Origin of the sequence: Streptomyces sp. NPDC049837 (genome assembly GCF_040674455.1) — a bacterium.
Taxonomy (GTDB): Bacteria; Actinomycetota; Actinomycetes; order Streptomycetales; family Streptomycetaceae; genus Streptomyces.
The window spans coordinates 11,666-35,013 of sequence record NZ_JBFAMP010000002.1 but is presented as its reverse complement, the minus strand read 5'-3'; the positions used below and the strand labels follow the sequence as shown (position 1 = coordinate 35,013).

General features: G+C 72.7%; 23 protein-coding genes. 9 read left to right on the top strand and 14 right to left on the bottom strand.

The genetic code is table 11. The annotated features are described in order from the left end of the window. Positions 1 to 98: 98 nt before the first annotated feature. The 4 genes from AB0J57_RS04705 to AB0J57_RS04690 all read right to left on the bottom strand — a co-directional run bounded on the left by AB0J57_RS04705 (position 99) and on the right by AB0J57_RS04690 (position 3,223). Entirely contained in the window at positions 99 to 866 is a 768-nt protein-coding gene (locus AB0J57_RS04705; protein ID WP_366126508.1) for an SDR family oxidoreductase, read from the bottom strand. A 26-nt stretch (positions 867 to 892) separates the two neighbouring features. After that, positions 893 to 1,654, bottom strand: a complete 762-nt coding sequence (gene fabG, locus AB0J57_RS04700) for a 3-oxoacyl-ACP reductase FabG (protein WP_366126507.1) — start codon at positions 1,652 to 1,654, stop codon at positions 893 to 895. Between the two features lie 331 nt (positions 1,655 to 1,985). Next, a complete protein-coding gene (locus AB0J57_RS04695; protein ID WP_366126506.1) occupies positions 1,986 to 2,369 on the bottom strand; it encodes a DUF3037 domain-containing protein in 384 nt (127 codons plus the stop codon). Next, positions 2,366 to 3,223 (bottom strand): HipA family kinase, encoded by an 858-nt coding sequence (locus AB0J57_RS04690; protein ID WP_366126505.1) that lies wholly within the window; start codon positions 3,221 to 3,223, stop codon positions 2,366 to 2,368. The genes AB0J57_RS04695 and AB0J57_RS04690 overlap by 4 nt, the downstream gene beginning before the upstream one ends. 34 nt (positions 3,224 to 3,257) lie before the next feature. Between AB0J57_RS04690 and AB0J57_RS04685 the strand changes: the two genes are divergently transcribed. Then, entirely contained in the window at positions 3,258 to 5,402 is a 2,145-nt protein-coding gene (locus AB0J57_RS04685; RefSeq protein ID WP_366126504.1) for a prolyl oligopeptidase family serine peptidase, read from the top strand. 67 nt (positions 5,403 to 5,469) lie between these two features. Continuing rightward, a complete protein-coding gene (locus AB0J57_RS04680) occupies positions 5,470 to 5,928 on the top strand; it encodes a Rieske (2Fe-2S) protein (RefSeq protein WP_366126503.1) in 459 nt (152 codons plus the stop codon). Here the strand turns inward: AB0J57_RS04680 and AB0J57_RS04675 are convergent. After that, a complete protein-coding gene (locus AB0J57_RS04675) occupies positions 5,915 to 6,577 on the bottom strand; it encodes a cysteine hydrolase (RefSeq protein WP_366126502.1) in 663 nt (220 codons plus the stop codon). The two genes, AB0J57_RS04680 and AB0J57_RS04675, sit on opposite strands and share 14 nt — an antisense overlap. 156 nt (positions 6,578 to 6,733) lie before the next feature. On the opposite strand from AB0J57_RS04675, the gene AB0J57_RS04670 reads away from it, so the two are divergent. Further along, positions 6,734 to 7,216, top strand: a complete 483-nt coding sequence (locus tag AB0J57_RS04670) for a pyridoxamine 5'-phosphate oxidase family protein (RefSeq protein WP_366126501.1) — start codon at positions 6,734 to 6,736, stop codon at positions 7,214 to 7,216. 7 nt (positions 7,217 to 7,223) lie between these two features. On the opposite strand, the gene AB0J57_RS04665 is transcribed toward AB0J57_RS04670, so the two are convergent. Next, positions 7,224 to 8,135, bottom strand: a complete 912-nt coding sequence (locus AB0J57_RS04665) for a LysR family transcriptional regulator (RefSeq protein ID WP_366126500.1) — start codon at positions 8,133 to 8,135, stop codon at positions 7,224 to 7,226. Between the two features lie 38 nt (positions 8,136 to 8,173). Between AB0J57_RS04665 and AB0J57_RS04660 the strand changes: the two genes are divergently transcribed. Further along, complete coding sequence (locus AB0J57_RS04660; protein ID WP_366126499.1) at positions 8,174 to 9,178, top strand: DMT family transporter; 1,005 nt, start codon at positions 8,174 to 8,176, stop codon at positions 9,176 to 9,178. Here the strand turns inward: AB0J57_RS04660 and AB0J57_RS04655 are convergent. Then, on the bottom strand, positions 9,169 to 10,503 hold the full coding sequence (locus AB0J57_RS04655; RefSeq protein WP_366126498.1) for an aminotransferase class I/II-fold pyridoxal phosphate-dependent enzyme: 1,335 nt from the start codon (positions 10,501 to 10,503) through the stop codon (positions 9,169 to 9,171). The genes AB0J57_RS04660 and AB0J57_RS04655 overlap by 10 nt on opposite strands. 50 nt (positions 10,504 to 10,553) lie before the next feature. On the opposite strand from AB0J57_RS04655, the gene AB0J57_RS04650 reads away from it, so the two are divergent. Then, positions 10,554 to 11,237 carry a pyridoxamine 5'-phosphate oxidase family protein gene (locus AB0J57_RS04650; protein ID WP_366127154.1) on the top strand — a complete coding sequence of 228 codons (684 nt, stop codon included), beginning with the start codon at positions 10,554 to 10,556 and terminating at the stop codon, positions 11,235 to 11,237. Positions 11,238 to 11,294: 57 nt separating this feature from the next. Here the strand turns inward: AB0J57_RS04650 and AB0J57_RS04645 are convergent, their stop codons facing one another. The 3 genes from AB0J57_RS04645 to AB0J57_RS04635 all read right to left on the bottom strand — a co-directional run bounded on the left by AB0J57_RS04645 (position 11,295) and on the right by AB0J57_RS04635 (position 13,919). Further along, the gene (locus AB0J57_RS04645) at positions 11,295 to 12,230 is read right to left on the bottom strand and encodes an EamA family transporter (RefSeq protein WP_366126497.1); all 936 of its coding nucleotides are present in this window, start codon (positions 12,228 to 12,230) and stop codon (positions 11,295 to 11,297) included. A 211-nt stretch (positions 12,231 to 12,441) separates the two neighbouring features. After that, positions 12,442 to 13,425: an EamA family transporter gene (locus tag AB0J57_RS04640; RefSeq protein ID WP_366126496.1), complete on the bottom strand. Its 984-nt coding sequence runs from the start codon at positions 13,423 to 13,425 to the stop codon at positions 12,442 to 12,444. Between the two features lie 41 nt (positions 13,426 to 13,466). After that, positions 13,467 to 13,919: a Clp protease N-terminal domain-containing protein gene (locus AB0J57_RS04635; protein ID WP_366127153.1), complete on the bottom strand. Its 453-nt coding sequence runs from the start codon at positions 13,917 to 13,919 to the stop codon at positions 13,467 to 13,469. A gap of 276 nt (positions 13,920 to 14,195) precedes the next feature. Here AB0J57_RS04635 and AB0J57_RS04630 point away from each other — a divergent pair, with 276 nt between their 5' ends. Next, complete coding sequence (locus tag AB0J57_RS04630; RefSeq protein WP_366126495.1) at positions 14,196 to 14,624, top strand: SRPBCC family protein; 429 nt, start codon at positions 14,196 to 14,198, stop codon at positions 14,622 to 14,624. 45 nt (positions 14,625 to 14,669) lie between these two features. Here the strand turns inward: AB0J57_RS04630 and AB0J57_RS04625 are convergent, their stop codons facing one another. Continuing rightward, on the bottom strand, positions 14,670 to 15,281 hold the full coding sequence (locus AB0J57_RS04625; protein WP_366126494.1) for a PadR family transcriptional regulator: 612 nt from the start codon (positions 15,279 to 15,281) through the stop codon (positions 14,670 to 14,672). A gap of 148 nt (positions 15,282 to 15,429) precedes the next feature. Between AB0J57_RS04625 and AB0J57_RS04620 the strand changes: the two genes are divergently transcribed. Continuing rightward, positions 15,430 to 16,239, top strand: a complete 810-nt coding sequence (locus AB0J57_RS04620; RefSeq protein WP_366126492.1) for a PhzF family phenazine biosynthesis protein — start codon at positions 15,430 to 15,432, stop codon at positions 16,237 to 16,239. 84 nt (positions 16,240 to 16,323) lie between these two features. On the opposite strand, the gene AB0J57_RS04615 is transcribed toward AB0J57_RS04620, so the two are convergent. Both AB0J57_RS04615 and AB0J57_RS04610 read right to left on the bottom strand, forming a co-directional pair. Next, on the bottom strand, positions 16,324 to 17,103 hold the full coding sequence (locus tag AB0J57_RS04615; protein ID WP_366126491.1) for a CPBP family intramembrane glutamic endopeptidase: 780 nt from the start codon (positions 17,101 to 17,103) through the stop codon (positions 16,324 to 16,326). Positions 17,104 to 17,205: 102 nt separating this feature from the next. Beyond that, positions 17,206 to 18,732 carry a glutamate-cysteine ligase family protein gene (locus AB0J57_RS04610; protein WP_366126490.1) on the bottom strand — a complete coding sequence of 509 codons (1,527 nt, stop codon included), beginning with the start codon at positions 18,730 to 18,732 and terminating at the stop codon, positions 17,206 to 17,208. 523 nt (positions 18,733 to 19,255) lie between these two features. Here AB0J57_RS04610 and AB0J57_RS04605 point away from each other — a divergent pair. Continuing rightward, positions 19,256 to 19,849, top strand: a complete 594-nt coding sequence (locus AB0J57_RS04605) for a hypothetical protein (RefSeq protein WP_366126489.1) — start codon at positions 19,256 to 19,258, stop codon at positions 19,847 to 19,849. A gap of 250 nt (positions 19,850 to 20,099) precedes the next feature. Beyond that, on the top strand, positions 20,100 to 20,306 hold the full coding sequence (locus AB0J57_RS04600; RefSeq protein ID WP_189551922.1) for a DUF5999 family protein: 207 nt from the start codon (positions 20,100 to 20,102) through the stop codon (positions 20,304 to 20,306). A gap of 64 nt (positions 20,307 to 20,370) precedes the next feature. Here AB0J57_RS04600 and gcvP read toward each other — a convergent pair whose 3' ends face one another. Further along, a complete protein-coding gene (gcvP, locus tag AB0J57_RS04595) occupies positions 20,371 to 23,256 on the bottom strand; it encodes an aminomethyl-transferring glycine dehydrogenase (protein ID WP_366126488.1) in 2,886 nt (961 codons plus the stop codon). Positions 23,257 to 23,348: the final 92 nt, after the last annotated feature.

Below are 23,348 nucleotides of genomic sequence, written 5' to 3'. Positions count from 1 at the left end.
CCATGGGTCGGCCGACCATACCGCAGCGCCCCGCCAGGTCAATGTGGTGGCCGGGCGGGGCGCTTGCGGCATTCAGCGGTCAATCGGGAAAATCGGGATCAGCCGACTCCGGCATTGAGGAAAATTCCGCCGTCGACGACCAAGGTCTGCCCCGTGATCCAGTCCGACTGGTCGGAGGTGAGAAATGCGGCGGCTCCGCCGATGTCCTCGGGGACGCCGAGCCTGCCCAGCGGATACGCGGCCGCGGCCTCCGCTTCCCGGCCCTCGTAGAGGGCCTGGGCGAATTTCGTCTTCACGACGGCCGGCGCGATGGCGTTGACCCGCACCACCGGGGCGAATTCATGGGCGAGCTGGAGGGTCAGATTGACCATGGCGGCCTTGCTCATGCCGTAGGCGCCGATGAAGGGCGAGGGGGCGAGGGCGGCGACCGACGCGATGTTCACGATCGCACCGCCGTTCTCCTTCTGCCACGCCTTCCAGGTGAGCTGGGCGAAGCCGAGCGCCGAGATGACGTTGGTCTCGAAGACCTTGCGCGCGACGTTCAGGTCCATGTCGGCCATCGGGCCGAAGACCGGGTTCGTGCCCGCGTTGTTGATCAGGAAGTCGACGCGGCCGAACGCCTCCATGGTGCGCTCCACGGCGAGCGCCTGGTGCGCCTCGTCGTGTGCCTTGCCGGCCACGGCGATCACGCGGTCGGCGCCCAACTGCTCCACGGCCTCCTTGAGCGCGTCCTCGCCGCGGCCGGTGATGCACACCCGGTCGCCGCGGGCCACGAGCGCCTCCGCGACGCCGTAGCCGATGCCCCGGCTGCCGCCCGTGACGAGGGCGACCTTGCCGGACAGCGGGGGAAGTTCCTCTGTGGTCATGTCCGTCGTTCCTCTCGCCTCGGTCCTCAGTTGAGCGGGCCGCCGGCCACGTACATGACCTGGCCGGAGATGAACCCGGCGTCGTCGCCCGTGAAGAAGGCGATGGCGTTGGCGACGTCCTCCGGCCGGCCCACGCGCTGGACGGGGATCTGGGTGGCGGCGGCGGCCTGGAACTCCTCGAAGCCCATGCCCACGCGCGCGGCGGTCTGCGCGGTCATCTCGGTGACGATGAAGCCGGGCGCCACGGCGTTGGCCGTGATGCCGAACTTGCCGAGCTCCTTGGCGAGGGTCTTGGTGAAGCCCTGGAGCCCGGCCTTCACGGCGGAGTAGTTGGCCTGGCCGCGGTTGCCGAGCGCCGACGAGGAGGAGAGGCTGACGATCCGGCCGAAGCCCGCGTCGACCATGTGCTTCTGGCAGGCCTTGGCCATCAGGAACGCGCCCTTGAGGTGCACGTTCATGACCATGTCCCAGTCGGACTCGCTCATCTTGAAGAGCAGGTTGTCGCGCAGCACGCCCGCGTTGTTGACGAGGATCGTCGGCGCGCCGAGTTCGGTGGCGACGCGCGCGACGGCGGCCTCCACCTGGGCGCTGTCGGAGACGTCGCAGCCGACGGCGATGGCCTTGCCTCCCGCCGCGGTGATCTTCTCGACGGTGTCCTTGCAGGCCGCCTCGTCGAGGTCGAGTACGGCGACGGCGCGGCCCTCGGCCGCGAGCCGGACCGCGGTGGCGGCGCCAATGCCCCGCGCGGCCCCGGTCACGACGGCGACGCGCTGCTCGGTGGTGGACATGCTGGTTCTCCTCGCCCTTGGATCCCGGATAAGCGGCTCGGCCGACACGTCCATGCCGGTGAGCGACCGCTTAGTACCTTCAGCAGACGAGACGCTAGAGACCCTGGCACCCGGTGTCAACGGCCCACCGGGTGCACCAGGTCACTTAGGTCGTGTCCGGCGGCTCATGCTTGGGCCGCGTGCCCTGGCACGCACATCTGCGGCGTTGTCGTCAGTCGCCAATGCTCCGCAGTGGCTCCCTCCTCCGCCTTGCATCTGCACGCACCAGACCCCGCTCACCACCGGGAAAGCGCACCCAGCTCCGATGCCACCATGATCCGCCGGACACTCCCTAGCGCACCAGCAGGTCGAGCAGCCGCTCCGCCTCGCCCTCCGGATCGGCGGTCAGCCCGGTGTGCACGGGCCCTGGCTGGACGACCGTGGAGCGTGGCGCGATCAGCCACCGGAAGCGGCGCCCGGCGTCGTCACGGGCCGCCTGGCCCGCGTGCTCGCCGCCCTCGCACACGCCCTCCACGGCGCGCAGCGCGGCCCGTACGCCGGTCACGTCGGCCTCCGGGTCCAGTGCCAGCAGCTTCGCCTCGTCCAGGTGCGTACGGGCGCACACGAAGGCCTTGGCGCGGCAGTAGACCACCACGCCCGCGTTGAAGCACTCGCCGCGCTCGACACGCGGTACGACGCGCAGCAGCGCGTACTCGAAGACGTCCCGGTCGGTCACTCGCTGCTGTCCTTCGTGCGGTCGTGCTTGGTGGGGTGCGGCCAGGGTGCCAGGTGGTCGGTCAGCCACCCGGGGGCCCGGGACGGCTTGTCCCCCGTACGCTCCCCCAGCGTGATCCGCTCGTGGACGGTCGCGGCGCGCGACAGCAGGGCGTCCACGTAGGCGCGGCGCAGCGCGTCGGACGTGTCGAAGCCCGGCTCGTCGACCAGCCACTCGTCGGGCACGTCGGCGGCCACCTCGGTCAGGAGCTCCTCGGTGACCAGCGGGGCCAGTTCGGCCGCCGCGGCCGCGATGTCGGGCCCGAAGGTGGCGAGGACGTGGTCGGAGGCGTCGTAGGGCTTGGCGGCGGAGGCCTGGGCGCCCGGCCAGTTGTGGTGCCAGATCATGGTGGCGCCGTGGTCGATCAGCCACGGCTCGCCGTGCCAGACGAGCATGTTGGGGTTGCGCCAGGAACGGTCGACGTTGTTGATGAGCGCGTCGAACCAGACGACCCGCCCAGCCTCCTCCGGGTCCATCGCGTAGGCGAGCGGGTCGAACCCGATCGAACCGGGGAGGTAGTCCATGCCGAGGTTCAGCCCCCCGCTCGCCTTGAGCAGTTCCTGCACCTCCTGGTCGGGCTCGCCCAGTCCGATGACGGGATCGAGCTGGATGGTGACCAGCTCGGGGACGCGCAGGCCGAGCCGGCGGCCGAGCTGTCCGCAGATGACCTCTGCGACGAGGGTCTTGCGGCCCTGCCCGGCGCCGGTGAACTTCATGACGTACGTACCGAGATCGTCGGCCTCGACGATGCCGGGGAGGGAGCCGCCCTCACGCAAGGGCGTGACGTAGCGGGTCGCTGTGACTTCGGGGAGCATCCCCCCACATTACGTGCCTGTCATGATCTGCCCCATGAATATCCACGTCCGCCTCCATGTGCCCGGTTTTCCCCGCCAGTTCGCCCGTACGCGCCGCTTCTCACTCGGTGTTCCGGGCGGGTTCACCGTCTCCCCGGACGGCGACCGGGTGCTGTTCGTCCGGACCGGTTCGGGCTCCGACACGGTCGCGCGGCTGTGGCTGTACGAGGACGGTAAGGAGCGGCTCCTGGCCGATCCGTCCGGGCTGGGCGGTGACGGGGAGGAGGACGTTCCGGAGGCGGAGCGGGTGCGCCGGGAGCGCGACCGGGCGACGGCGACCGGGGTGGTCGGTTACGCCACCGACCGGCACGCACGCGTGGCGGTGTTCGCGCTGGGCGGTGCGGTGTGGGCGGTACGGACCGGCGGCGGCGCCCCGTGGCGCATCCCGACGGCGGGACCGGCCGTGGACCCGAGGCCGTCGCCGGACGGCTCGCTCGTCGCGTACGTGACGGAGGGCGCCCTCCGGGTCGTACGCACCGAGGACGGGACCGAGGACCGGCTGCTGGCCGCGCCGGAGGGGCCGGACGTCACCTACGGGCTGTCGGACCACGTGTCGGCCGAGTCGATCGGGCGGCTTCGCGGCCACTGGTGGTCGCCTGACGGGGACGCCCTGCTGGTGGCGCGCACGGACCACGCGCGCGTGGGGCGGTGGTACCTCGCCGACCCGGCCGATCCGGCGAAGCCGCCGCGCCCGGTGCGCTACCCGGCGGCCGGTACGGCCAACGCGGAGGTGTCGCTTCACCTCCTGCGCCTGGACGGAAAGCCGAAGCCGGCGCGGATACCGGTCCGGATACCGGCGCGGACCGATCCGGACGCACATCCGTCGGGCGAGTGGACCGACACCCGGTTCGAGTACGTCACCGCCGCCGGCTGGGACGGGTCCGGGCCCTTCGTCGAGGTCCAGACGCGTGACCAGCGCTCGGCCGAGCTGCTGGCCGTCGACCCGGACACCGGCGCCACCCGCCCGCTGGCCCACCGGCGCGACCGGGCCTGGGTGGAGCTCACCCCGGGCGTCCCGGCCCGTACCGCCGGCGGGACGCCGGTCGTGACCCTCGTACGCGACGACGTACGCGGCCTGCGCGTCGGGCACGTGGCGACCCCGCCCGGCCTCCAGGTCCGTGCCGTCCTCGGCACGGCCGGCGAGCGGGTGTACTTCACCGCGAGCGAGGACCCCACCGAGGTCCACGTGTGGGTGTACGACCCGGCGGACGGATTCCGTCGCGTGAGCCGGGAGCCGGGCGTCCACACGGCCGCGATCGGCGGCGACACGGTCGTCCTGGACAGCCGGACACCCGACGGGCGGACCGTGACCGTCCTGCGCGGCGGGAAGCCCGCCGGGAGCATCGCCGTACTCGCCGAGACGCCCCTCGTCACACCACGGCCCGCCCATCTGTCGCTGGGCGCCCGGAAACTGCGCAGCCACCTCCACCTGCCGTCCTGGTACGAACCGGGCTCCGGCCGGCTGCCCGTGCTGCTCAGCCCGTACGCGGGCCACGGCATACAGCTCGCCGTGCGGGCGGCCGGCTGGTACGGCGCGGTGGCCCAGTGGTTCGCCGAGCAGGGCTTCGCGGTGCTGGTCACCGACGGGCGCGGCACTCCGGGGCGCGGCCGGGCCTGGGAGACGGCGATCCACGGCGACCGGCTGACCGCGCCCCTTCAGGACCAGGTGGACGCGCTGCACGCGGCGGCCGAGCGGTATCCGGACCTGGATACGGACCGGGTCGGCATCCGGGGCTGGTCGTACGGCGGTTACCTCGCCATCGGGGCCGTACTGCACCGCCCCGACGTGTTCCACGCGGCCGTCGCGGGCGCCGCGCCGACCGACCGGCGGCTCTACGACACGCACTGGGAGGAACGCTTCCTCGGCCACCCGGACGTCCGGCCGGAGAACTACGAACGGTCCTCCCACCTGCCGTACGCGCACCTGCTGACCCGGCCGCTGCTGCTGATGCACGGGTTCGCCGACGACAATGTGGTGGTGGCCCACACCCTGCGGTTCTCGGCCGCGCTGCTGGCCGCCGGGCGGCCCCACAGCGTGCTGCCCCTGCCGGGCGCGACACACAGGGTGACCCGGGAGGATGTGGCGAGCAGCCAGTTGGTGGCGGAAGTGGACTTCCTGAAAAGGTCCTTGGGCGACTGAACACCCCGCGCCGCCCTCCCGTACTCCCCGACGAGGCTGTGACGACCACCACGGAAGGGATGCCGGAATGACCGGATCGCAGGGGACCAGCAGGGCAGTGGCGCGCCGTACCGTCGTCGCGGCGGCGAGCGGGGCCGGACTGGCCGCCGTGCTCACCGCGTGCGGGGGATCGGACAGCCCGGCCGGGTCCGCCGGCGATGCCCCGGCGGGCGGGAGCACCGGCGGCAGCGGGGGCGGGGCCGGAGGCCGGGTGATCGCCAAGACGGCGGACATCCCCGAGGGCGGCGGCAAGGTCGTCGGCGACGTGGTGGTGACCCAGCCGAAGGCGGGCGAGTTCAAGGCGTTCTCGTCGAAGTGCACGCACGCGGGATGCGCGGTCAAGGACGTGGCCGACGGGATCATCAACTGCCCGTGCCACGGCAGCAAGTTCGACGCGACGGACGGCAGCGTCAAGGCGGGCCCGGCGACCACTCCGCTGGCGGCCGCGTCGATCACGGTCGAGGGCGACTCGATCAAGCTCGCGTGACCCCGGTAGCACCGCGCCTGGGCCGCTTCCAGCAGGCGAGCACCTCGTCGGTGGTGGTGACCGTGGCCACCAGCGCGAGCGTGTGGCGGACCATCGCGGGGGTGTAGTCGGAGGGGAGCCCCGCGATGGCGTCCGCCGGAACCACCGCCGTGTAGCCGAGGTTCACGGCGTCGAAGACGGCGTTCGGTATCGCGACGTTCGCCGAGACGCCGGTGACGACCAGGGTCCGGCAGTCCAGGTTGCGCAGCAGCGCGTCGACGTCCGTGCCCGCGATCGGGGACAGTCCGTGCAGCCGGCGTACGACGATGTCCTCGTCGGCCACCTCGATGGGTTCGGCGATCCGGACGGCGGTGGACCCGGTGTGCTGCTGTACGGGGAGCCGTTCGGCCGCCCGGAAGAGCCGGGCGTTGCGGCTCGCTCCCCGCCCGTCGGGGCGCCGCTCCGCCACCGCGTGCAGCACCTGTACGGAGGCCTCGTGCGCGGCTGCGACCAGCCGGGCCACCCGGTGCAGGGTGCCCGAAGAGCGGGCTTCGGCGGCGAGTTCGGGCAGGGCGCTGCCGGGGCCCACGACGCCGCGCTGGCACTCGACGGTGAGCAGGACCGTACGGGCGGGGTCGAGCTGCTCGCGGAGCTGTTCGAACGTCGGCATGCGGCGGGAGGGTAGCCCCCATCCGGCGGGGACGGAAGAGACCCATTGCGCGGGGACGGAAGAGACCCGTTGCCCGGGGGCGGAAGAGACCCATTGCGCGGACGGGGAAGACACCCCATGCTTTCTGACACTCCATCAGAAAGCGAGGCGAGCGCCATGGCGGTCACCCAGCGCCGGGGCCGGCGCATCATGATGTCGGAGTCCGAGCTCGACGCGTACCTCACCGAGCAGCGCACCTGCCGGGTGGCGACCGTCTCGCCCGACGGCCGGCCGCACGTCGGCGCCCTGTGGTTCGCCTGGGACGGGACGTCGCTGTGGCTGTACTCCCTCACCCGCAGCCGGCGCTGGGCGGACCTGCGCCGCGATCCACGGATCGCCGTCGTGGTCGACGACGGCGAGGCGTACGGCGAGCTGCGGGGCGTGGAGCTGTCCGGCACGGCGGCCTTCGTCGGCGAGGCGCCGCGCACGGGAGAGCCGTGCCCGGAACTGGAGGCGGCCGAGCGGCTGTTCGCCGCCAAGAACTTCGGCCTGGACGCGATGCCCCACGACGGCCGGCACGCCTGGCTGCGGCTGACCCCGGACGCCGTCGCGTCCTGGGACTTCCGCAAGCTGAGCCACGAGCGGAGCGACAGCCCCTGACCGTCGGCTAATTACCGCTGCTCACCGCGCGCCCCACCTCGCGCAGCGCCTCCACCGCCGCCCTGATCGAGGGCCGCCGGTCCGCGTCCGAGCGCCACACCGCGTAGATGTGCCGCAGCATCCGGTGGCGTACGGGCACGAGGACGACGCCCTCCGGCACGGACCCGCGCCCCAGGCGGGGCGTGACGCACACGCCGAGACCCGCCTGGATGAGCGCGAGCTGCGTGTGGTGCTCCCCGGCCAGGTGGGCGATACGGGGTTCGACGCCCTTGGCGCGCAGCGTGAACATCAGCCACTCGTAGCAGAATTCGCCCTCCGGCCAGGACACCCAGTCCTCGTCCGCGAGCTCCTCCAGGTCCAGCTCGGCCCGCCCGGCGAGCGGATGACCGGCCGGAAGCGCCACGTCGGCGGCGTCGTCCAGCAACTGTGCCCTGGCCAGCCCCGCGGGGACGGGCAGCCGCTTGTTGCTCCAGTCGAGCACCACGGCCAGGTCCATGTCGCCGCGCATCACATGGCGTATGCCGTGCTCGGGCTCCAGTTCGCTGGTGCGTACGACCAGGTCGGGGTGGTCCCGCCGCAGCGCGGAGATCGCCGCCGGGAACAGCCCGCGCGCCGCCGTGGGGAACCCGGCCAGCCGCACCTCGCCCACCACCTGGCCGCGCTGCGCCTCGATGTCCGCCTGGGCCAGCTCCACCTGGGACAGGATGCGCGCCGCGTGATCGGCCAGCAGCAGGCCCGCGTCGGTCAGCCGCACGCCGCGCCCGTTCTTGGCGACGAGCTGCTGCCCGACCTCCCGTTCCAGCTTGGCCAGTTGCTGTGAGACCGCCGAGGTCGTCACGTGCAGCCCGTCCGCCGCGCCGCTGACCGAGCCGTGGCGGGCGAGGGCGTCGAGGGTACGCAGGCGCTCCAGGTTCAACATGTAAGCAATGCTAAGCGAATCGGCCCACGAATTCTCGCTTGTCCTACGAGGTCACGTCAGCCATCGTGTCCTTCATGAGCACCGCAACCCCGACCTCCCGCCGCTCGCTGCCCACGTCGCCCACCACGTCCACGGCACCGCCCGCCCCTCGCCGCGCCCTCGACTGGCGCGTCCGCTTCGCGCTGCTCTCCCTCGTCTGGGGCTTCAGCTTCCTGCTCATCAAGGTGGGCACCCACGCCTTCGCCCCCTTCCAGGTCACCTTCGGCCGCCTGCTGTTCGGCACCGCGGTGCTCGCCGTCGCCATGGCGGTCAAGCGCGCGAAGCCTCCGCGCGGCCTCCGGACGTGGGGCCACCTGGCGGTGGCGGCGTTCCTCCTCAACGCCCTGCCGTTCTCGCTCTTCGCGTACGCCGAGCTGACGATCCCCTCGACGCTCGCCGGCATCTGCAACGCCACGTCCCCGCTGTGGGGCATGGCCCTGTCCCTGGTCGCCCTGTCGGAGGACCGTCCGACGCGCCGCCGGGTGGCGGGCCTCGGCATCGGCTTCATCGGCGTGCTGACCGTGCTCGGGGCCTGGCAGGGGTTCTCCGGGCTGGACGTCACGGGCACCGCGATGGCGCTGCTGGCCTCGCTCAGCTATCCCATCGGCTGGATCTACGTCCGCCGTACGCTCGCGGGCCGCGGCGAGTCGCACCTCTCCCTCACCGGTGCGCAGCTCTTCCTCGCCACGCTGCAACTCGCCGTGGTCACCCCGCTGTTCACCACGTGGCCGGTCGCCTTCCCGGTCGTGCCGGTGCTCGCGGTGGTCGCGCTCGGCGCGCTGGGCACGGGGCTCGCGGTCCTGATCCAGTACGGGATCGTCGCCGAGGTCGGCCCGACGACAGGCCAGATGGTCACCTACTTCATCCCGGTCATCGCCACCGCCGCGGGCGTCACGCTCCTGGGCGAGGCGCTGACCTGGAACACTCCGGTCGGAGCGCTGATCGTGCTGGCCGGCGCGGCCCTGACCCAGAGCCGCCCCAGGAGCACCGCACGTCAGCCGTAGCTGCGCGCCTCCAGGGGGCCGGCCGCCGCGGCGACCGCGTCGGCGAGCGGCTCCAGGTCCGCCACGGACAAGCCGGAGATGGTGATCCGCACGCCCGGTCCGGTCGCCATCCGGAACCGGGCTCCGGGCGCCACCGCCCACCCCGCGTGCAGCAGCCGCGCCACCGCCCCGGTCTCGTCGGCCACCGGCACCCACACGTTCAGGCCGCTGCGCCCGTGCGCCTCGACGCCCCGCCGCGCCAGGGCCGCCACCAGCACGTCGCGTCGCTCGGCGTACGCGGCCGCGACCGCCCGCGTATCCACCGCGCCGGTCCGCCACAGGTGCACGACGGCACGCTGCAACAGGCGGCTCACCCAGCCGGGCCCGAGTCGCTGCCGGCCCAGCACCCGGTCGACGGTGACCGGGTCGCCGGTCAGCGCCGCGACCCGGAAGTCGGGCCCGTACGCCTTGGCGACCGACCGGATCAGCACCCAGTGGTCCGTCACGCCCGCGAGCGGGTGCAGCGGCTCGTCCACGAACCCGTTTCCGTGGTCGTCCTCGATCAGCAGCACGCCCGGGTGCGCGGCCAGCACCCGCCGCAGCTCCGCCGCCCGCGCGGCGCCCACCACCGCCCCGGTCGGGTTCTGCGCCCGGTCGGTCACGATCAGCGCCCGCGCCCCGATGTCGCCGAGCGCCCGCTCCACCTCGCCCGGCAGCGGCCCGTCGTCGTCGAGGGCGACCGGCACGGGCTTCAGCCCCAGGGCCGGTACGAGATCGAGGAGGGCGCCCCAGCCGGGGTCCTCGACCGCCACGGCGTCGCCGGGGCGCAGGTGGGCGGCCAGCACGCGTTCGATGGCGTCCAGCGAACCGGACGTGACGGCGACCGGCCCGTCCGGCACCCCGTCGGCGTCCAGCGCCGCCCGGGCGAGCCGTGCGAAGTCCTCGTCCACCGGGGCCTGCCCGTAGAGCCCCCGCTCCTCGGCGTCCCGGCGCGCCGCGGCCGCCAGCGCCTCGCCGAGCGGCGGCAGCAGGGCCGGGTCCGGGTTGCCGTTCCCCACGTCCCGTACGCCTTCGGGCGCGTCGATCCGGAGGGACCCGCGCGCGGTGGTGGCCGGGCGGGGGCGCACCCGGCTGCCCCGGCGACCGGCCGTCTCGATCACCCCGCGCTCGCGCAAGGTCCGGTAGGCGGCCGCGACCGTATTGGGATTGACGCCCAGATGGGACGCCAACTCGCGCATGGGCGGGAGCAGTTGGCCCGGCTCCAGCTCCCCCGAGCCGACGCCCCACTCCACACTCGCGGCAATCTCCGATGCACGCCGACCGACGATCCGATACTCTCCTAGCACAAACCAGATTATGCACTAGTGCAATGGAGTACGCAGTGTCGCAGGACGCAATGCCGTCGCAGGACGCAATGCCACAGGCCGCCACGGAGTACCAGCCGACCGAGCGCACCGTCCCCACCCGCTCCCGGGAACGCGCCTCTTACGACCGCGAGCTGGTGCACGCGATACTCGACGAGGCGTACGTATGCCACCTCGGTTTCGTCCGCGACGGAGCGCCCGTGGTCCTGCCCACGCTGTACGGCCGGGTCGGCGACCGCCTCTACGTCCACGGCTCCACCGGCTCGCGCCCGCTGCGCATGGCGGGCCAGGCCGACCCGGGCCTCGCCGTCTGCCTCACCGTCACGCACGTCGACGGCCTGGTCCTGGCCCGCTCGGCCTTCCACCACTCGATCAACTACCGCTCGGTCGTCGTCCACGGCATCGCCCACCAGGTCACCGACCCGGAGGAGAAGCGCACCGCGCTCGACGCCCTCGTCGACCACGTCGTCCCGGGCCGCTCCGCCGACTCGCGCCCGGCCAACGCCAAGGAGCTCGCGGCGACCGCCGTTCTCCGCCTCGACCTCGCCGAGGTGTCCGCCAAGATGCGCACCGGCGGCCCCAACGACGACCCTGAGGACCTCGCGCTCCCCCACTGGACGGGCGTCGTCCCGGTCCGTACCGCCTACGGCACTCCCGTCCCGGCGTCCGACCTGGCCCCGACCGTCCCGGTCCCCGACTACGTCACCACGCTCTGAGTCGAGGACCGACGCCGGGCGGACGGTGGGGCGGGGAGGGCATCCCCGCCCCACCCCTCATGCGGCCGGTGCCGCCGCCCGACGCCGCCCCACCGCGACCCGCGCCTCCGCGGCGGCCAGCCCCGCGACGGCGCCGAGCAGCAGCAGCGTCCCGGCCACCGTCGCGCCGGTCAGCCGCTCACCGAGCACCGTGACCGCGATGACCGCCGCGCTCACCGGCTCCAGGAGCATGATCACGGACACGGTCGCGGCCCGGACGACGGCCGCGCCCGCGAAGTACAGCGCGTACGCCAGCGCGGTCGGGACGGCCGCCACGTACAGCATCAGCCCCGCCACCTTGGCGAGTTCGGCGGTGTGCGGGACCAGTCCCTCGGCCGCCGCCATCGGCAGCAGGCCCACCGCGCCGACCGCGAAGGCCCACGTGGTCGTGGTCAGCGCGGCCGCGCCGCCACCGTCCCGGCCGAGCCACCGCGTCAGCAGGGTGAGCGCGGCGTACGCGGCGGCGGACAGCACCGCGAGGGCCACCCCGGCGGGGTGCACCGCCGCGCCCCCGCCGCCCAGCACCAGCACGGCGAGCCCGGCCAGCGCGCCCGCGACCGCGACGGCTCCGCCGCGCCCGAGCCGCTCCCCCATGGTCAGCCGCGCGCCCAGCGCGATCAGCACGGGTCCGGCGCCCAGCGTGACGACCGTGCCGACCGCGAGGCCGGTCAGCTCGACGGCGGCGAAGTAGGCGCTCTGGAAGACGGTGAGCCCGACGCCCGTACCGAGGATGCGCAGCAACCGCCGCCGCCGGGGCTCGACCGCCCGAGGGGTGCGACGGCGCCGCAGCGCCAGCGCGCCGAGCAGCAGCACGAGGCCGCCGGCGCAGCGCCAGAACGACAGGGCCAGTGGGCCGAGGTCGCTGACCAGGAACACCAGCGAGGCGGCCGCCCCGGCGGTGCCCCAGGCGATCCCGGCGACGATCAGATAGAAGAGGCTCCGCCCGATGGGCACGCCGGACACACCGGGCACAGCGGACGGAACAGAGGAATTCGACACGTGACTTCTCCGCACGAAGACAGACAGATGGTTGGCCGCTCGGCTCCGCACGCGGGCAGCGACGAACCGCCCGGGGACTGCCCGGGTCGGTCTTCGTCAGGAGTTGGGGTGCCGCCCGCGTTACGCGGCGGGCGGCGGAAGTACGGTCGAATGCATGATCGTCACCTTACGTGGCGGCCTGTCCGGACGACAACCGCTCCTCCGGCAGTACCGGTTCCGCCCCGGCCACCGGTCCCGACGGCGCCTTGGGCGCCGACGACTGGGCGATGAACGCCCCGACGAGCACCACCGCGCCGCCCAGGATCTGCGGCCCGGACAGGTGCTCCTTCAGCAGCACCCATGCCAGCACGGTCGCGATGACCGCCTCCAGGCAGGCCACCACACCGGCCACCTGCGGGGACAGTCGGCGCACGGAGATGACACCGGTGACGTACGCGAGGACGGTGGCGATCAGGACCACCCACGCGAGCAGCAGCCACGCCGGGGCCGTCGTCCCGCCCAGGTCGGCGCTGCCGCCCAGCACCTGCCAGTCCATGCCCCAGGGGCGCGCGACGACGGTGAGGACCACGGAGCCGAAGAGCAGGCCGTACGCGATGACGCCGAGCGGATCGGCCGGCTGCGCCTCGTCGCTGCCCTGGTCGGAGAGGACGAAGTAGCCGACCTGGCAGCAGGCGGCGCCCAGGGCGAGCACCAGTCCGACGAGGTCGAAGCTCAGCCCGGACCACACCTCCACGACGCACGCGAGTCCGCCGACCGCGAGCACCACCCCGAGCGCGGCGGCCCGCGTCACCGGCCTGCGCTGCACGAACCGCACCCAGCCGAGGACCAGCGCCGGGGCGAGGTACTCGATGAGCAGCGCGACCCCGACGGGGATGCGGGAGATGGCCGCGAAGTAGCAGGCCTGGACGCCCGCGACGGCGAGCAGGCCGAAGCCGGCGAGCAGGGCGGGCTTGCGGCGCAGCAGGTCGCGGTGGCGCCAGGCGACGGGCAGCATGACGAGTGCGGCGCCGGTCACCCGTAGCCACACCACGTGCAGCGGGTCGAGCCCCGCCTCGATCAGCGGCTTGGCCGCGACGCCTGATCCACCGAATGCGAAGGCCGAGGCCAGGGCGAGTCCCAGGCCGGCGCTTCTCCCCTGAGACGCGTGCATCGGCACATCATGACAGCAGCGCGTCAGGAGCGTAAGAGCCGTTACACCTGTTGAGACGGCTCGCCGATCCGCGCGGCCAGCGATGGGGCGTCGACCCCGGCGCGGGTCAGCACCTCGACGGCGCGGCACTCGCGGTCGGCGGCAAGGCCGGCGAGCAGGTCGAGCCCGCCCGCCCGTGGGGCACCGCGCCGTCCGGCCCGTTCGCGGGCGCCCTCCATCGCGGCCACGGCGGCGGGCGACCACCCCGGTACGCCGGCCCGCGCCGGCAGGGGCATGGCGCCGGAGTCCTCGACGGAGCCCTGCCAGCGCAGCCCGTACCCGATGCTTCGCTGTACGAGGTAGCCGAGCACCCGCGCGACCTGCTCGCCGCCGCCGAAGGCGGCCCGGACCTCCGGATCGGATTCGAGCAGCGAGTGCAGCAGGTGGGCCGTGTCGATCTGCCGGTCGCCGTCCCGCAGCGCCCTGCGCCGCGCGCCCGCGACGACGGAGGCCAGTTCGACGGTGAGTCCGGCTTCGGTGTCCGGACGGCCGGCCTGCCGGGGCGCTCGCGGGGTGGGGCTTTGCACCCTTCCACCTCATCAGCCGCCAAAGGCCGGAACATCCCCGCTCAGGAGCATTCGCGCATCCCACGGAAGGTGGGCACGGGCGGCCGCCGCCTCCTCCTCACGGATGAGAGGGACACCGAAAGCTGACGGGCCGTCAGTATTGCTTGTTCATGACCTCGCGGCTACGTTCCGCGACACCGTAACCCGCCGAGAAGGGGTGGTCGCATGGCCGAGGTCAGCGCGGAGGCACGCATCGAGGCACCGGCCGGAAAGGTCTGGGCGCAGTTGACGGACTTCACGTCGTACGGCCGCTGGAACGCCACCCACACGAGCTTCCCCGGCGGCGGCCCGGAGCCCCTCGCGGTGGGCGCGGCATACCAGGAGAACATGAAGCTCATGGGGTTCCCGGCCGAGGTCACCTGGACCGTTGACGAGCTGGCGCCCGAGCGGCTGCTGGCCACCCGGGGGAAGGGCCCGATGGGTGTGGCGCTCGGCATGCGCTACACGCTCACGCCGGACGGGGGCGCCACGACCGTCCGCATCGACGGCGAGTTCACCGGCGCGGCCGTATCCCTGATGGCGGGCAGGCTCAGGGACTCGGCGACCACGGCGCTGGACGAGTCGCTGCGCAGACTGGCCGGCCTGGTGACGTGAGGCCACCGGACCGGCCACCGCCCCTGCTCCTGCTCCTGCCGCTGCTCAGTGCTCGTCGGCGAGGATCAGATAGAGCTTCTTGCGGGCGTCGTTGATGACGGCCAGCGCCTTCTGCCGCTGGTCGGCGTCGCCGGTCTTCCACACCTGCCCGAAGGCCTCCAGCAGCCCGAAGCCGGCCTGCCGGATCTCGTTCATGGCCTCCCAGTCGACCCCGCGCCCCGCCTCTTCCCACGGGGCGTCCGGTCCCGCGTCGGCCTCGGCGCGTCCGGTGTCGGTGAGCGTGAACAGCTTCTTGCCGCCCTCGCTCCTGCTGGCGATCAGGCCCTCGTCCTCCAGCAACTGGAGGGTCGGGTAGACCGAGCCGGGGCTGGGCCGCCAGGCCCCGCCACTGCGCTCGGCGATCTCCTGGATCATCTCGTAGCCGTGCATCGGCCGGTCCTTCAGCAGCGCGAGGATCGAGGCGCGTACGTCACCGCGCCGCGCACGTCCCCGGCCGCCGCCCCGTCCGCGCCCACCGCCGAAGGGGCCTCCCCCGAACGGTCCGCCGCCGAATCCCGGCCCGAACGGGCCGAAGGCGCCTCGCCGCCCCTCGAAGTCCCCCTGGCGCTCGCCGCCCCAGCCGCGATGGCCGGGTCCGCAGTTCCCATGCGCACGCATTCCGCACGCTCCTTCCATCGTTGATCGGTCGCGATGCTTCAACGATATATCGGAACCGCTCGCTGAGCAATCGTCCGACGCCGGCCCAGGCCAGACGCACCGAATTGGCCTTGGCCCGGGGCGTGACGCCGCGCCTACGGTCGGTGCCATGCGGATTCGAATCGTCGACGCCTTCACCGACCGCCCCTTCTCCGGCAACCCGGCGGGGGTGCTGCTCCTGGACGCCTTCCCGGACGACCACTGGCTCCAGAAGGTCGCCGCGGAGGTCAACCTCTCCGAGACGGCCTTCGCCCACCCGCTGCCCCCGGGCGGCGAGGCCGACTGGGCGCTGCGCTGGCTCACGCCGGTCGCCGAGGTCGACATGTGCGGCCACGCCACGCTCGCCACCGCGCACGTCCTGCACACCACGGGCCGCGCGACGGGCACGGTCCGCTTCGCCGCGCGGTGCGGCATCCTGTCCGCCACCGCTGCCGAGGACGGCTCCATCACGCTGGACTTCCCGACCTCCTCACTGACGCCCGTCCCGGCGCCGGACGGACTCGCGAAGGCACTCGGCGCCGACGTCGTCTCCGTGCACGACACCGCCGCGCACATCGGTGACCTGCTGGTCGAGCTGGAGGACGAGCAGGCGGTACGGTCCCTCGCGCCGGACTTCGCGGCCCTGGCGACGATGTCGGACCGGGGCGTCATCGCCACGGCCGCCGCCGGGGAGCCCGGGCGCGGGTACGACTTCGTCTCCCGCTGCTTCTTCCCCGCCCTCGGTATCGACGAGGACCCCGTGACGGGCAGCGCGCACACCGCCCTGGCACCGTTCTGGTCGGCCCGCCTCGGCCGCGACGAGCTGACCGGCCTGCAAGGCGGTGCCCGCACCGGCCTGGTGCGTACCGCCCTGCGCGGCGAGCGGACGCTGCTGACCGGTCACGCGGTGACGGTCATCGAGGGCGACCTGCTGGCGTGACGCCGGCAGGCACGGCGAAGGGGCGTACGGAACTCTCCGCACGCCCCCTCACCCCGACTTCACCCCGACCTCACCTCGACCGCCTCACGGCGTGGGCAGCCACCCCACCCGGCCCGCGAGCAGCGCGTACCCGACGAACGCGACGATGTCGAGCAGCGCGTGCGCCGCGACCAGCGGCCCCACCCGCCCCCACCGCCGGTAGAGCAGCACGAACACCACGCCCATGACCATGTTGCCGATGAACCCGCCGATGCCCTGGTACAGGTGGTACGAACCGCGCAGCACCGAGCTGGTCGCCAGCGCCGCCAGCGGGCTCCACCCCAACTGGTCCAGCCTGCGCAGCAGATAGCCGACGACGATGACCTCCTCCACCACGGAGTTCTGCACCGCCGACAGGATCAGTACCGGGTACTTCCACCACACCTCGGGCAACGCCTCGGGCACCACCGTCAGGTTGGCCCCGGCGGCCCGCGCCACGAGGTAGAAGGCGAGGCCCGCGCTGCCGATACCGGCCGCGACCAGCACTCCGCGCCCCAGGTCCGGCCACGGCCGGCGGCGGTCGAAGCCGATCGCCCGCAGCCCCGCGCCCTCCCGGATCAGCAGGTGCGCCACCAGTGCGACGGGCACCAGCGCGGTCGCGATCCCGAACAGTTGCCAGGCCAGGTCGAGCCATGGCCGCCCCGGCGCGTACGAGCTGTTGAGCGTCGCCGCCTGGTCCTTCAGCCCGCCCGGCTCGGTCAGCGAGCCCACGAAGCTGATCAGCGCGGAGACGCCGCTCGCGCCCAGGGACAGCGCCAGGACGAGCAGCGTCTCGGACCGCAAGGTCCCGCGCCCAACGCCCTCCGCGGGAAGAGTTCCAGCCACGTACGCGCACACCTGCCTCGGTTCGACCGCCCTGGGACGTCACAGCTTGCCCGACGATCGCACCAGGAACCCAGCCGGGGCGCCGCACCGGCCGCCCGGGCGTCACCCCCGCCGCTGCTCCGACGGTCGCCCCGGGAAGCCCACCGGCCAGGTGTGCACCGGCTGCCCCTGACGCATCAGCCGGCAGTACTGGCGGGTGGTGGCGGCCAGCGCGGCCTCGCGCCCCAGTCCCGCCTCCCGGGCCCGGTGGAACGTTTCCACCTGCCAGGACGCGCCGTTCACCCGGCGCCTGCACCGCTCCTCGATGATCCCCAGGTACCGCTCGCGGTCGGTGCGCTCCACGCCCCACGCGTCCAGGCCCGCCGCGGCGAGCGGCAGCAGCTCGTCCCGTACCAGCTTCACCGCCGGCACGGTGGTGACCCCGCCGCCCCGCCCCGGCCGCGGCCAGCGCAGCTCGGCGTCGATGCCGTACCGGCAGGCCGCGTCGAAGTTCGCGGCGGCGTCCTCGAACGGCAGCCGCCGCCACACGGGCCGGGCCTCCTCCGCGAGCGCGCGCACCAGGCCGTAGTAGAAGGCGGCGTTGGCGAGCACGTCGTCGACGGTCGGCCCGGCCGGCAGCACCCGGTTCTCCACCCGCAGGTGGGGCACGCCGTCCACGACGCCGTACACCGGCCGGTTCCAGCGGTAGATCGTGCCGTTGTGCAGGACGAGTTCCTGGAGGGACGGTACGCCGCCCTCGTCGAGGACCCGCAGCGGCTCCTGCTCGTCGCAGATCGGCAGCAGGGCGGGGAAGTAGCGGACGTTCTCCTCGAAGAGCTCGTACGCCGAGGAGACCCACCGCTCCCCGAACCAGGTGCGCGGCCGGACGCCCTGCGCCTGGAGCTCGGGCGGGCGGGTGTCCGTGGCCTGGGTGAACAGCGGCGGGCGGGACTCGCGCCACAGCTCGCGGCCGAAGAGGAAGGGCGCGTTGGCGCCCACCGCGATCTGTACGGCGGCGATGGCCTGGGCGGCGTTCCACACGTCCGCGAAGCGCTCGGGCGTCACCTGGAGGTGCAGTTGTACGGAGGTGCAGGCCGCCTCGGGCGCTATGGAGCTCGCGGTGCAGCTCAGCCGCTCCACTCCGTCGATGTCGAGGGTGAAGTCCTCGCCCCGGGCCGCGACGATCTGGTCGTTGAGCAGCATGTAACGATCGACGTCCGAGAGGTTCCCGGACACCAGATCGTCCTGCGAGAGTGTCGGCAGAATTCCGATCATCACAATGCCGGCGTCGACCTCCTGGGCCTTGCGGTGCGCGTACGCCAGCCCGATGCGCAACTCCTCGGCGAGCTGGTCGAAGACGCGCCCGCCGAGCCGGTGCGGGGCAATGTTCACTTCGAGGTTGAACATTCCGAGTTCCGTCTGGAAATCCCGGCTCGCGATGCGCTCCAGCACCTCGGCATTCATCATCCGCGGCATGCCGTCCGCACCCGCGAGATTCAGCTCGATCTCCAGGCCCACGAGATTGCGTGGCCGGTCGAACCTCTTGTCGGCAAGGAGTCGCTCCAGTCCCGTCAGGCACTGCTGGAGTTTCCTGCGGTACCTCTGCCGATCGGACAGGTCGAAGCCGCCTGCCGCGATCTTCTCCCCCATCGAAGCGTCCCTCCTCGAGTGGGTGGCGCGCGGCATCGTCGCTCGCGTCACGGACGATAATGCCCAGTCGGGCTGATCTGTAACTCCCCCATGGACAGTGCTTGAACGGTAGGCTGGATACGTTGTTTGCGCGGCACATTCCGCAGGCATGGGACACCGGGCAGTTACCGGGTGCCAGTGCCCGGCACAGCCGGGCGGCAGGCGTGTCGCGGGCCGGTCGAAACAGCGGCGGCATTCGGCCTACCGCACGCCGGACAACACCGCAGGCAGCGGCCTCGCGTGCGCGGGAAATCCACAGAAACTCCGCAAACCAAAGACCTGATTCGGCCTTGCCGGTAATATCGCCGACGGCTAGCGGAAACATTACGTGAACACGTGTCGTATAAACTCCGCGAACGAGGCAGAGAGTCGCGCCCGGCCACGGCCCAGCGGCCCCCTCCGGCCCCCTCTGACCCCAAAGCTGACACTGCCGTCCGCACCTTCCCTCGCATCACCCTGTCTCTTGACTGAGAGGCGACCCACCATGCCGCTCCACGTCTCCCCCGCCCCCGCGCCTGCCCTGCGCAGTGTCCTCGCGGCGCTCGGTTCTCCCGCCGTCCGCGAGGCACACACGCCCGCTCTCCGGTCCGTCCAGGGACCGCTGAGCCCTGAACTCCCGCTCCCCGTCCACGTGCTGGACGTCCGCGACCACGTCGTTCCGCCCGCCGGTGCACCGCGTACCCGACTGGCCGGCTGGCGGTTCCTGATCCGCGGCGGCGACCGCCCGGTCGCCGCCGCGGACACCATCCTCACCCCGGACGGCTGGGCGTTCTCGCACTTCTTCGAGGGCCCCTACCTGGCCTCGACGGAGCGCGCGCTGCGGCAGGCCGACGCCATGGCCACCCGCCACCAGCCACGCCTGCTGTCCGTACCGGACCTGTACATGCTGACGCTGTGGCTGCACGGGGACGCGGAGGCCGACCCGGCCACCGGCGCCCCGGCCCCCACGGACCTGCTGATCCCACTGGCCCCCGCGCCGCCGGGAATCGCCTCGCACCTGCCGTACCGGGTCGCGGAGCTGTTGCCGGTGCTGACGCTGCGACTGGTGCCGCCACCGGTGCTGGAGTCAACAGCGTGATGACTCCCCCGGTCCGATCGGACTAGCCCGGTGCGGCCACCACGAACCACCCGAAGGGACAGTGCGGTTGAGCTGAACCATCCGCGCGGGTGACACGTCATTAAGCAGTAGGAAGCGCTGCCGCGAAATCCCTGCGGATTGACGCCCGTGGGGCAACACTGGGAACGGACCGACCGACAAACGGGGGGCGGCCATGAACACCGCATCGAGCCGCAGGACACACACCACACCGCAGCGAAAGAACCGACCCATGTGCCAGCACCAGCCAGCCTGTCCGACCGCCGACTCCGCCGACAGGGAGGCGGCCCGCCTGGTGGCTCACCACCCGGAACAGGGCTGGAGCCTGCTGTGCAACGGCGTCCTGCTCTTCGAGGACACCGGTGAGCTGCTGCCGGACGGCCAGATCATCGCGCCGCACCGGCCGCTGAGCGCCTCGAAGGTCGTGACGGCCGCCTGAGGCACGGCACGAAGGAGGGCCGGTACGGGAGTCTTCCCGTACCGGCCCTCCTTCGTCATGACCGTCAGTTGTCGTACTCGTCCAGCGGCGGGCAGGAGCAGACCAGGTTCCGGTCGCCGAACGCTCCGTCGATGCGGCGAACCGGCGGCCAGTACTTGTCCGCGGCCGAGACACCGGCCGGGAAGACCGCCTCCTCACGGCTGTACGCGTGCGTCCACTCGCCGCCCAGCGCGGCCGCCGTGTGCGGGGCGTTGCGCAGCGGGTTGTCGTCGGCGGGCCACTCGCCCGACGCGACCTTCTCGATCTCGGCGCGGATCGCGATCATCGTGTCGCAGAACCGGTCGAGTTCGGTCAGGTCCTCGCTCTCGGTCGGCTCGATCATCAGCGTGCCGGCCACCGGGAACGACATGGTCGGGGCGTGGAAGCCGTAGTCGATCAGCCGCTTGGCGATGTCGTCGACGCTGACGCCGGTCGCCTTGGAGATCGGGCGCAGGTCCACGATGCACTCGTGGGCGACGAGTCCGGCCGGGCCGGTGTAGAGCACCGGGTAGTGCGGCTCCAGGCGCTTGGCGATGTAGTTGGCCGCGAGGACGGCCACCTGCGTCGCGCGCTTGAGGCCCTCGCCGCCCATGAGGCGGACGTACGCCCAGGAGATCGGCAGGATGCCGGCCGAACCCCACGGCGCGGCCGAGATCGGGCCCACGCCCGTGTCGGGGCCGGCGCTCGGCTGGAGCGGGTGGTTGGGCAGGTACGGGGCGAGGTGCGCCCGGACGCCGACCGGGCCGACGCCGGGGCCGCCGCCACCGTGCGGGATGCAGAAGGTCTTGTGCAGGTTCAGGTGCGAGACGTCGCCGCCGAACTCGCCCGGCTTCGCAAGGCCCACCAGCGCGTTGAGGTTGGCACCGTCCACGTACACCTGGCCGCCCGCCTCGTGCACCTGGGCGCAGATGTCCGCGACGTGCTCCTCGAAGACGCCGTGCGTGGACGGGTAGGTGATCATCAGGACGGACAGCTCGTCACGGTACTGCTCGATCTTGGCGCGCAGGTCCTCGACGTCGATCTCGCCGTCGTCGGCGGTCTTGACGACCACGACCTTCATCCCGGCCATCACGGCGCTCGCGGCGTTGGTGCCGTGCGCGGAAGACGGGATCAGGCAGACCGTGCGCTGCGTGTCGCCGTTGGCGCGGTGGTACGCGCGGACGGCGAGCAGACCGGCCAGCTCGCCCTGCGAACCGGCGTTGGGCTGGATGGAGACCTTGTCGTAGCCGGTGACCTCGGCGAGGCGCTCCTCCAGCTCACGGATCAGGGTGAGGTAGCCCTGCGCCTGGTCGACCGGCGCGAAGGGGTGGATCTGCCCGAACTCGGGCCAGGTCACCGGCTCCATCTCGGTCGTCGCGTTCAGCTTCATGGTGCAGGAGCCGAGCGGGATCATGCCCCGGTCCAGCGCGTAGTCGCGGTCGGCGAGCTTGCGCAGGTAGCGCAGCATCGACGTCTCGGAGCGGTGCGCGTGGAAGACGGGGTGGGTGAGGTAGGCGTCGGAGCGCAGCATCGCGTCGGGCAGTACGTCGGCCGTGGCGGCGTCCAGCTCCTCGATGTCGCCCCGCACGCCGAAGGCGTCCCACACGGCGACGATCTGGGCGCGGCCCGTGGTCTCGTCGCAGGCGGCCGAGACGTGGTCGGCGTCGACGAGGCGGAGGTTGACGCCGTTCTCGCGGGCGGCGGCGACGGCCTCGGCGGCCTTGCCGGGCACCCGGACGGTCACGGTGTCGAAGAAGGTGCCGTGGACGACGTCGGCGCCGCCGGCGCGCAGGCCCTCGGCGAGGACGACCGCGTACCGGTGGACGCGCTGGGCGATCTGCTTGAGCCCCTCGGGGCCGTGGTAGACGGCGTACATGCCGGCCATCACGGCGAGCAGCACCTGCGCGGTGCAGATGTTGCTGGTGGCCTTCTCGCGGCGGATGTGCTGCTCGCGGGTCTGGAGGGCGAGCCGGTACGCCTTGTTGCCGTCGGCGTCGACGGAGACGCCGACGAGCCGGCCCGGCAGGGAGCGGGCGAACTTGTCGCGCACGGCCATGTAGCCGGCGTGCGGACCGCCGAAGCCCATGGGCACACCGAAGCGCTGGGTCGTGCCGACCGCGATGTCGGCGCCCAGCTCGCCGGGCGAGGTCAGCAGGGTCAGCGCCAGCAGGTCGGCGGCGACGGTGACGATGGCACCCAGCTCGTGGGCCTGGTCGATGACCGGCTTGATGTCCCGGACGGCACCGGAGGCGCCGGGGTACTGGAGCAGCACGCCGAACACGCCGCGCTCGGCGACCTCGGCCGGGATGCCGTCGCTCAGGTCGGCGACGACGACCTCGACACCGGTCGGCTCGGCGCGGGTCTCGATGACGGCGATGGTCTGCGGCAGGGCGTCGGCGTCGACCAGGAAGACCCCGCCCTTGACCTTGCCGACGCGGCGGGCCAGCGACATGGCCTCGGCGGCGGCGGTGCCCTCGTCGAGCAGCGAGGCGCCGGACGTGGGCAGTCCGGTCAGGTCGGCGACCATGGTCTGGAAGTTGAGCAGCGCCTCCAGGCGGCCCTGCGAGATCTCCGGCTGGTACGGCGTGTACGCGGTGTACCAGGCGGGGTTCTCCATGACGTTCCGCAGGATGACCGGCGGCGTGAACGTGCCGTAGTAGCCGAGGCCGATCATCGGGGCGAGCACCTGGTTGCGGTCGGCGAGCGAGCGCAGCTCGGCCAGGACCTCGGCCTCGGTGCGGGCGTCGGGCAGCCCGAGCGCCTCGGCGCTCTTGATCACATCCGGCACCGCGGCAGCCGTGAGCTCGTCGAGCGAACCGTAGCCGACCTGCGCGAGCATCTTGGCGCGGGCCTCGTCGTCGGGCCCGATGTGCCGCTGCTCGAACGGGATGCCCTGTTCGAGTACGGAGAGCGGAATGCGGTTGGCGGTCATTGCGGAGGCCTCCTGGTCGATACGACCTGCGAGGGGCACCACGGCGCGGGTGCCCGGACGGCCTCCCCCTCTGTCATCTCAACCTGAGAGCT